The 7972-nt window shown below is 61.5% G+C and carries 8 protein-coding genes and 1 pseudogene; all 9 read left to right on the forward strand.

All coding sequences use genetic code 11. The features are described from left to right. On the forward strand, nucleotides 1-1522 hold a 1522-nt coding region (locus PA598K_RS18485; protein WP_128658388.1), incomplete at its 5' end, for a YjhG/YagF family D-xylonate dehydratase. A gap of 5 nt (nucleotides 1523-1527) precedes the next feature. After that, a complete protein-coding gene (locus tag PA598K_RS18490) occupies nucleotides 1528-3093 on the forward strand; it encodes a glycoside hydrolase family 43 protein (RefSeq protein WP_128658381.1) in 1566 nt (521 codons plus the stop codon). Nucleotides 3094-3319: 226 nt separating this feature from the next. Beyond that, nucleotides 3320-3697 carry a GntR family transcriptional regulator gene (locus PA598K_RS18495; protein ID WP_128658382.1) on the forward strand — a complete coding sequence of 126 codons (378 nt, stop codon included), beginning with the start codon at nucleotides 3320-3322 and terminating at the stop codon, nucleotides 3695-3697. Further along, nucleotides 3697-4554: an ABC transporter ATP-binding protein gene (locus PA598K_RS18500; RefSeq protein WP_128658383.1), complete on the forward strand. Its 858-nt coding sequence runs from the start codon at nucleotides 3697-3699 to the stop codon at nucleotides 4552-4554. The genes PA598K_RS18495 and PA598K_RS18500 overlap by 1 nt, the downstream gene beginning before the upstream one ends. Next, nucleotides 4551-5189 carry an ABC-2 transporter permease gene (locus tag PA598K_RS18505; protein ID WP_128658384.1) on the forward strand — a complete coding sequence of 213 codons (639 nt, stop codon included), beginning with the start codon at nucleotides 4551-4553 and terminating at the stop codon, nucleotides 5187-5189. Before PA598K_RS18500 ends, PA598K_RS18505 begins: the two co-directional genes overlap by 4 nt. A 16-nt stretch (nucleotides 5190-5205) precedes the next feature. Next, on the forward strand, nucleotides 5206-5349 hold the full coding sequence (locus PA598K_RS36325; protein ID WP_185602088.1) for a hypothetical protein: 144 nt from the start codon (nucleotides 5206-5208) through the stop codon (nucleotides 5347-5349). Nucleotides 5350-5669: 320 nt separating this feature from the next. After that, on the forward strand, nucleotides 5670-6413 hold the full coding sequence (locus PA598K_RS18510) for a GTP pyrophosphokinase (protein WP_128658389.1): 744 nt from the start codon (nucleotides 5670-5672) through the stop codon (nucleotides 6411-6413). Between the two features lie 177 nt (nucleotides 6414-6590). Next, complete coding sequence (locus PA598K_RS18515; RefSeq protein ID WP_128658385.1) at nucleotides 6591-7430, forward strand: STM4015 family protein; 840 nt, start codon at nucleotides 6591-6593, stop codon at nucleotides 7428-7430. Nucleotides 7431-7440: 10 nt separating this feature from the next. Next, a pseudogene (locus tag PA598K_RS38055) lies at nucleotides 7441-7972 on the forward strand (STM4014 family protein); the annotation flags it as partial.

Raw genomic sequence — 7972 nt, forward strand, 5'->3', positions numbered from 1 at the left:
CGACAAGGGGCTGCCGGCGATGATGATCGCGCTGGCCGGCATGACCGGCCTGCCCGGCGTCATCGTGCCGGGCGGCGTCACCTTGCCGCCGACCAGCGGCGAGGATGCCGGGAAGATCCAGACGATCGGCGCGCGCTATACGAACGGCGAGCTGAGCCTCGAGGAGGCGGCAGACCTCGGCTGCCGGGCCTGCGCCTCGCCGGGCGGCGGCTGCCAGTTCCTCGGCACCGCAGGCACCGCGCAGGTCGTCGCCGAGGCGCTTGGCATGACGGTGCCGCACGCCGCGCTTGCCCCCTCGGGGCAGCCGGTGTGGGAGGAGATGGCACGTCAGTCGGCGCGGGCGGCGCTCCATATGGCCGAGAGCGGCCTGACGACGGGCATGATCCTCACCGATGCGGCGATCCGCAACGCGATGGCGGTGCATGCGGCATTCGGCGGCTCGACCAATCTGCTGCTCCATATCCCGGCGATCGCCCATGCGGCGGGGCTGCGGCTGCCGGGCGTCGCCGACTGGGCTGAGGTGAACCGCGAGGTGCCGCGGCTGGTCAGCGTCCTGCCCAACGGACCGGAGCATCATCCGACCGTGCTCGCCTTCCTCGCGGGAGGCGTGCCCGAGGTGATGCTGCATATGCGCCGTCTCGGCGTGCTGGAGGAGCGGGCGCTCACGGTCACCGGGCAGACGCTCGGCGAGACGCTCGACTGGTGGGAGGACTCGGAGCGGCGTCACCGGATGCGTCAGCATCTGCGGGATACCGAGGGCGTCGACCCGGATCGCGTCATCTTCAGCCCGGAGCGGGCGCGCCAGGCGGGTCTGACGTCGACGGTGACGTTCCCGCTCGGCAATATCGCGCCGGAGGGCTCGGTCATCAAGTCGACGGCGATCGATCCGTCGACGGTCGACGAGCATGGCGTCTATCGCCATGTCGGCCGGGCCAAGGTATTCACGACCGAGAAGGCAGCGATCCGGGCGATCAAGACAAAGGCGATCGTCGCTGGCGACGTGCTCGTGCTGATCGGTCGCGGACCGTCGGGTACCGGCATGGAGGAGACGTATCAGCTGACGTCGGCGCTCAAGCATCTGCCGTACGGCAAGCATGTGTCGCTGCTGACGGACGCGCGATTCTCCGGCGTCTCGACAGGGGCATGCGTCGGCCATATCGGTCCCGAGGCGCTGGCTGGCGGGCCGGTCGGCCGTCTGCGCGACGGCGACTGGATCGACATCCGTATTGACCTGCTGCGGCTGGAGGGCCGCATCGACATGGTCGGCGACGGCGATCAGCCGGCGGGACCTGCGGAGGGCAGTCTGCTGCTCGCTGCGCGGACGCCGCATCCCGGGCTCGCCAAGGACCCCGACCTGCCGGACGATACCCGGCTGTGGGCGGCGCTCCAGGCGGCGAGCGGCGGGACGTGGCGAGGCTGCGTCTATGATGTCGATCGGATCGTCGGCCTGCTCGAGGCAGGGATGCGCACGCCGGAAGGACAGACCATTATGAGCGGCCTGACACGGCCGGAAGGAGAGTAACGGAAGTGATCCATAATCCAATCCTGCGCGGATTTCATCCCGATCCGTCAATCGTTCGGGTGAATGACGATTACTATATCGCGACCTCGACGTTCGAATGGTTTCCCGGCGTACGCATCCATCATTCCAAGGATCTCGTCCACTGGCGGCCCTTGACGTATCCGCTGACGCGACCGGAGCATCTGCAGCTGGCGGGCACGATCGACTCGGGCGGCGTATGGGCGCCGTGCCTGTCCTATGACAACGGGGTATTCTATCTGATCTACACCGATGTGAAGAGCCGGATGGGCAAGTTCAAGGATACGCATAACTATCTGGTGACGGCGACCGATATTATGGGGCCGTGGTCCGATCCGATCTATCTGAACAGCAGCGGCTTCGACCCGTCGCTGTTCCACGATGACGACGGCCGCAAGTGGCTGCTTAACATGCAGTGGGATCATCGTCAGGGCAACCATCCGTTCGGCGGCATCCTCATGCAGGAGTACTCGCCAGAGGAGCGCAAGCTCGTCGGACCGGTGCGCAACATCTTCCGCGGCACGAAGAGCGGCCTCACCGAGGGGCCGCATGTCTACAAGCGCGACGGCTATTATTATCTACTGACGGCCGAGGGCGGCACCGGCTACGATCATCAGGTGACGTTCGCTCGCTCGCGGCAGCTCGAGGGGCCGTACGAGCTATCGCCCAACCATCCGGTCCTGACGTCCTCGGGCACGCCGGAGCTGGAGCTGCAAAAGGCGGGACACGCCGACCTGGTGGAGACGCAGACCGGCGAGTGGTATATGGTGCACCTGGTCGGACGTCCGGTTCGGGAGGGCTACTGCATGCTCGGACGGGAGACGGCGATCCAGCGCTGTCACTGGACCGAGGATGGCTGGCTGGAGGTCGAGGGCGGCCCGTCGCCGCAGCTCGAGGTGCAGGCGCCAGCGCTGCCGCTCCATCCGTTCGAGCCGCTGCCCGAGACGGATCACTTCGACAGCCCGGAGCTGGGCATCCAGTGGAATACGCTGCGCATCCCGGCGACGCCGGACTGGCTGTCGCTGACCGAGCGCCCCGGCCATCTGCGGCTGTACGGCCAGGAGTCGCCGATCTCGATCAACAGGCAGAGCATCGTCGCCCGCAGACAGCAGTCGATGGACTGCGAGGCCGAGACATCGCTGGACTTTGATCCGCAGCATTATCCACAGATGGCGGGCTTGATCCTCTATTACGACACGCAGGATTATGTCTATCTGCGGGTAAGTCGCGATGACGAGGTCGGACGTTGTCTGAATATATTCCAGTCGATCAACGGCAAGTGCGAGGAAGCGCTGGACCGCGAGGTGTCGATCGCCGAGCAGGGCCATATCCGGCTCAAGGTCGTCATCCGCCGCGAGCGGGCGCAGTTCTACTATGCCGAGGAGGGCGGAGACTGGACGGCGATCGGCCCGGCGCTGGATGTCAGCCATCTCTGCGACGAGTCGCCGGTGTACATCCGCTTCACCGGCACCTACATCGGCGTCTGCGTCCAGGATACGAGCGGCGCGCGCCTGCACGCCGACTTTGATTACTTCCGCTATACCGAGCAGTAGTCGGCAGCGGCGATGACCGGAGCATAGCGTGGCGTTAAGTAAAGGCAAGCAGCGATTTGGATCGCGGCTTGCCTTTATTCGCGTTGCTAAGCGGGACCAGGTTTGACAGACCAGGTTTTGAATGCTTGACTGCATACTGTTTATGTTGTATATTCTGTGTATGTAGTAGATACACAGTTGAGATTTACAGGAGTAGCAGACAGGTTATCGGGCAAGGAGAGGTTGTATGAGGATCGTCATCTCGAATACATCGGATCAGCCGATCTACCAGCAGATCAAGGATCAGATCAAGCAAGCGATCCTGCAGGACGAGCTGGACGAAGGAACGGCATTGCCCTCGATCCGGGCGCTGGCCAACGATCTTCACGTCAGCGTGCTGACGACCCGTCGGGTCTACGACGAGTTGGAGAGCGAAGGCTATATCGTGACGCGGGCAGGCAAGGGCTCTTTTGTAGCCCAGGGCAATCGGGAGCTGCTGCTGGAGTCGAAGCGTCGGATGGTCGAGGTCAAGCTGGCGGAGGCTTGGGACACGGCGCGGATGCTGGGCATCACGAGGCAGGAGCTGTTTGCGATGATGGAGTTGCTTTTTGAGGAGGAAGAGTGATGGGAGCAATACTTGAAGTGGAAGGTCTGACCAAGCGTTTAGGCGATTTTGTATTGGACGGGGTAAGCTTCGCTTTGCCGGACAACTGCATCACCGGCTTCATCGGCGTCAATGGCGCGGGCAAAACCTCAACCATCAAGCTGCTGCTCGGACTGATGCGAGAGGATGTTGGCGACATTCGTTTCTTAGGGGAAGACATCCGCAAGCGGGAGCGGGTATTCAAAAATCAGATCGGCGTCGTATGGGATGACGGGTATTTCTATCCCGATCTGACGCTGCTGGAGATGAAGGATGTCGTCGCCGCCGCCTACAGCGAGTGGGATGAGTCGCAATTCCGCAAGCTGCTGGAGCGCTTCGGCTTGCAAGGCAAGCAGCGGATCGGCACCTTGTCCAAGGGGATGCGGATGAAGTATGCAATCGCGCTGGCGATGTCGCACCGGGCCAGGCTGCTGGTAATGGATGAACCAACGAGCGGTCTGGACCCGCAGGTGCGCAAGGAGCTGCTGGACCTGTTGCTCTCTTACGTGGCCGAGGGGAACAGCGTGTTTGTATCTACTCACATCACCTCCGATCTTGACAAGATTGCGGACTATCTCATCCTGCTCGATCAGGGCAAGGTGGTGTGGGAGGAGGAGAAGGACCGTCTGCTCGACACGCATCGAATCATCAAGGGCGGTGCGGAGGAGCTGACGCCGGACATTCGCTCGTTGTTCCTGACTTTGGACGAGAGCAGCTATGGCTTCACAGGACTTACCGCGCAACGGGAGAAGGTCTGCCGCCAACTTGGCAAGGTCCAGGTCGAACGGCCATCGGTGGAGGATATTATGCTGGGTTATGTAGGGAGGTCGCGAGCATGATCTATCATCTTATTCTGAAGGATTTGCGGCTCGGCAAGCGTTACTGGGCGCTGCTGCCGATTGCGGCCGTGGCGATCCCGTTTTATATCGTCAGCAAGGCGGCCGCGGCAACGTCGGTTGCCTTTGCCCTCAGCAGCTTGTTCATCGTGTACTTGTTCTTCAATAGCGTCTCGATGGCCGAAGAGAAATACCGGGGCGCCGCTTATCTGTGCGCGACTCCTTATACCCGCAAAACGCTGGTCCTCGGCAAATACGCGTTGATCCTGCTGTTGATCGGGGCTTGTTACATCCTCTATACGTTAGCCGCCCTGGCTGCTCCTGAGCGGTTGCCGGTGCTCGGTATCCAGGAGCTGGGGTATTCCTTGCTGCTGCTGGCAGCCGTCTTCGGACTATTCCTGCCGATTCAGTACCGTCTGGGCTACGAGAAGTCGCGGTTGGTATTTTTCTTCTTCATCTTCCTGATGCCCTTCCTCCTGCCTTACGCGGTAGGAGAATTGGATGGCAGCTCGCTGCTTGGCAGTATGGCAGGGATTGCGCCCGTCGCGCAGGGCGTCTTGGCGATGGCGGCTGCGGCGATCCTGTTGCTAGGATCGATAGCGGTGTCGGTTCGGATCTATGCCCGTCAGAGTCTATGATAGGAGCGGGAGCAGGATGAGCAAAAAGCGATTGTATATCGCAGTGGGCGCTGTGCTCTTCATCACGAGCATCGCTCAGGCGTGGGAACGCAGCGTATATGCGATCTTCCCGCTGATCGCATCGATCGCCCTGTGGCGCTATGCGCGCAGGCTGAAGTAAGCGTTCGTATAGCATCGCGACGCCTCATCGTTAAGGGACTGGCCGGTCATCTCGGGATGACAGGGCGCGGTCCCTTTTGATTTATAAGCAACCTATAGGGGCGAAGTCGGATTTGCTGGGGCTGCGTTTTCGTTTTGCGATCCGTCGCGGCTTGTCCAGAGGACTCTGTTATGCTAAGGGACGGCTGTCCATTTGATTTCTACGCTAGGTTTATATTAAGCTTAAATATAGAAGCAACCGCCTCGGCGATGCACGCCTTTGCTAGATGCCCGCCGGGCCTTCAAGACTATACGATCCAGGTTAGGATGGGACAACATATGATGAATGGAATGCAGATTGAGCAGCTCAAGGTGATCCGCAACGAGCTGACCCGTTTTATGATGATGTACAAGTTTGCTCTGGATGCGATGGAGACGCGTGTCGAGATTCTGAAGGAAGAGTTCCACCTGCTCCACGACTACAATCCGATCGAGCATACGAAGAGCCGCGTCAAGTCGCCGGAGAGCATTATCAAGAAGCTGTACCGCAAGGGCTTCGATATCTCGCTGCCGAGCATCAAGGAGAACATCAAGGATATCGCCGGTTTCCGCATCACCTGCTCGTTCATATCGGACATCTATCGCATCCATGATATGCTCAAAAGTCAGCATGACCTGATCATCCTCGACACTAAGGACTACATCCAACATCCCAAGCCCAACGGCTATCAGAGCTTGCATCTGCTCGTCGAAGTTCCGGTATTCATGTCCGATCGGCAGGAGCGAATATGCATCGAGATTCAGATCCGCACGATCGCGATGGATTTCTGGGCCAGTCTGGAGCACAAGATCTATTACAAGTACAATGAGTCCGTTCCGCCATCCCTGCTCGCCGAGCTCAAGGAAGCGGCCGACTCCGCAGCCAAGCTGGACCTGAAGATGGAACGGCTGCACAAGGAGGTCACGGTCATCAAGGAGGCCCATGAGGTGATCCGGGAGGAGGAGCTGAAGCAGATCATCATCAGCAAGCAGCAGTTCCCGTTGCCGGCCGCCTTGCTGGAGTTGCTAACAGACGGCAAGGGCTGATCGTTCATGCGGGACGGTCCGGGACCGAAGGCTCTGTCGGAGAGAGCCATCTGACGACTGGCCAGGAAATGCGGCCATAGTCCCGGGCCGAAGCGCATGATTTGGGTGAAAAGCCTGTCGAAAAATAGACTAGCAGTGCTTACCATTAAGAAATATCCAAGTGCAGGAGGCGACGAGATGTCGGAAGTGAAATTGGTCGTAGATTATGAGGCGCATGAAGCAGGCAAGACGATGTCGGAGAAGCTGGAGGCGCTCGCAGCCTCGCCGGAGAGCCAGAGCCTGACGAGCCTGATTATCGGCGATTGGGGCGGCGCATACGAGAACGACTCTGCCGGGGCGATCGAAGCGCTCGTCCGACTGAAGGAATCGTTCCCGGCGCTGCGCAAAATCCACGTCGGCGACATGAGCGGCGAGGAATGCGAGATCTCCTGGATCATGCAATCCAACGTCGGACCGCTCCTCGAGGCGTATCCGGCGCTGCAATCGCTGACGGTGACCGGGGGCTCCGGGCTGTCCATCGAGCCGCTGGCGCATGACAATCTCGAGGAGCTGATCCTCATCACCGGCGGTCTGGGCAAGGATGTGCTCGCGAGCGTCGCTGGCGCGCGGCTGCCGAAGCTGCGCCATCTGGAGCTGTATCTGGGCGTCGAGGACTACGGCTTCGACGGCGGCATCGAGGATATCCTGCCCCTGCTGGAGAGCGGCCGGTTCCCTGAGCTGACCTACCTGGGGATCAAAAATAGCGAGCTGCAGGACGAGATCGCGATATCCATCTCTGATGCTCCGATCTTGCAGCATCTGCAGACGCTCGATCTGTCGATGGGTACGCTCACCGACAAAGGCGCAGAGGCGCTGATCGCTAGCGCCGGTGTACGGAAGCTGGACAAGCTCGACCTGAGCTATCACTATATGTCGGATGCGATGGTGCGGCGCTGGCAGGATACGGGCATGAACGTCAATGTCTCCGATCAGCAAGAGGACGATGAGGATTATCGCTTCCCTTACATCACCGAGTAGGGAGAGCGAGATGCTGCTCATCGGTCACCCGGACAATCGCCGCACGCGTGCGCTCCAGGCTGCCCGCATGCGGCTAGGTCTGCCCCCAGCGACGGTGGCCTCCTACGAGGCGTTGCTCGGCGGCGAGCTGTCGCTGACGGAGCTGGCGGCGCGCGGCGTGCAGCCGCAGCTGCTACGCCTGGACTCGCCGGGCGAGCACTTCGGCGTCGAGCGGCGGCTGCTCGCGCTCGGCGCGCCCGATGCCGACGTCGAGCCTGACGCGGATCGGCTGCTATGGACCGGTGCGGAGCCGCCCGGTCAGCGCCCCCGCGCGCTCGCGTCGAGCGCGGCGCTGGCGCTGGAGGAGCGCACGGGCGAGCTCGTGCACCCGTCCCAGTGGTTCCGCGGCTATGCGCGGCTGTTGGCGCGGCTCGAACGCGAAGCAGCGATAATCTGGCCGACGGCGACGTGGGTGCATCCGCCAGCGGCGGTGGCGGCGATGTTCGACAAGCGCCGCAGCCACGAGCTGCTGCGGGAGCGCGGCGTCGCGGTGCCGGAGCGGC

The sequence above is a fragment of the Paenibacillus sp. 598K genome (assembly GCF_003851045.1).
Classification (GTDB): Bacteria; Bacillota; Bacilli; order Paenibacillales; family Paenibacillaceae; genus Paenibacillus_D.

Excerpts from the sequence above, each read along its gene's own strand:
- PA598K_RS18505 (WP_128658384.1), top strand. The coding sequence starts at position 4,551 with ATGATCTATCATCTTATTCTGAAGGATTTGCGGCTCGGCAAGCGTTAC.
- PA598K_RS18500 (WP_128658383.1), top strand. The coding sequence starts at position 3,697 with ATGGGAGCAATACTTGAAGTGGAAGGTCTGACCAAGCGTTTAGGCGAT.
- PA598K_RS36325 (WP_185602088.1), top strand. The coding sequence starts at position 5,206 with ATGAGCAAAAAGCGATTGTATATCGCAGTGGGCGCTGTGCTCTTCATC.
- PA598K_RS18515 (WP_128658385.1), top strand. The coding sequence starts at position 6,591 with ATGTCGGAAGTGAAATTGGTCGTAGATTATGAGGCGCATGAAGCAGGC.
- PA598K_RS18495 (WP_128658382.1), top strand. The coding sequence starts at position 3,320 with ATGAGGATCGTCATCTCGAATACATCGGATCAGCCGATCTACCAGCAG.
- PA598K_RS18510 (WP_128658389.1), top strand. The coding sequence starts at position 5,670 with ATGAATGGAATGCAGATTGAGCAGCTCAAGGTGATCCGCAACGAGCTG.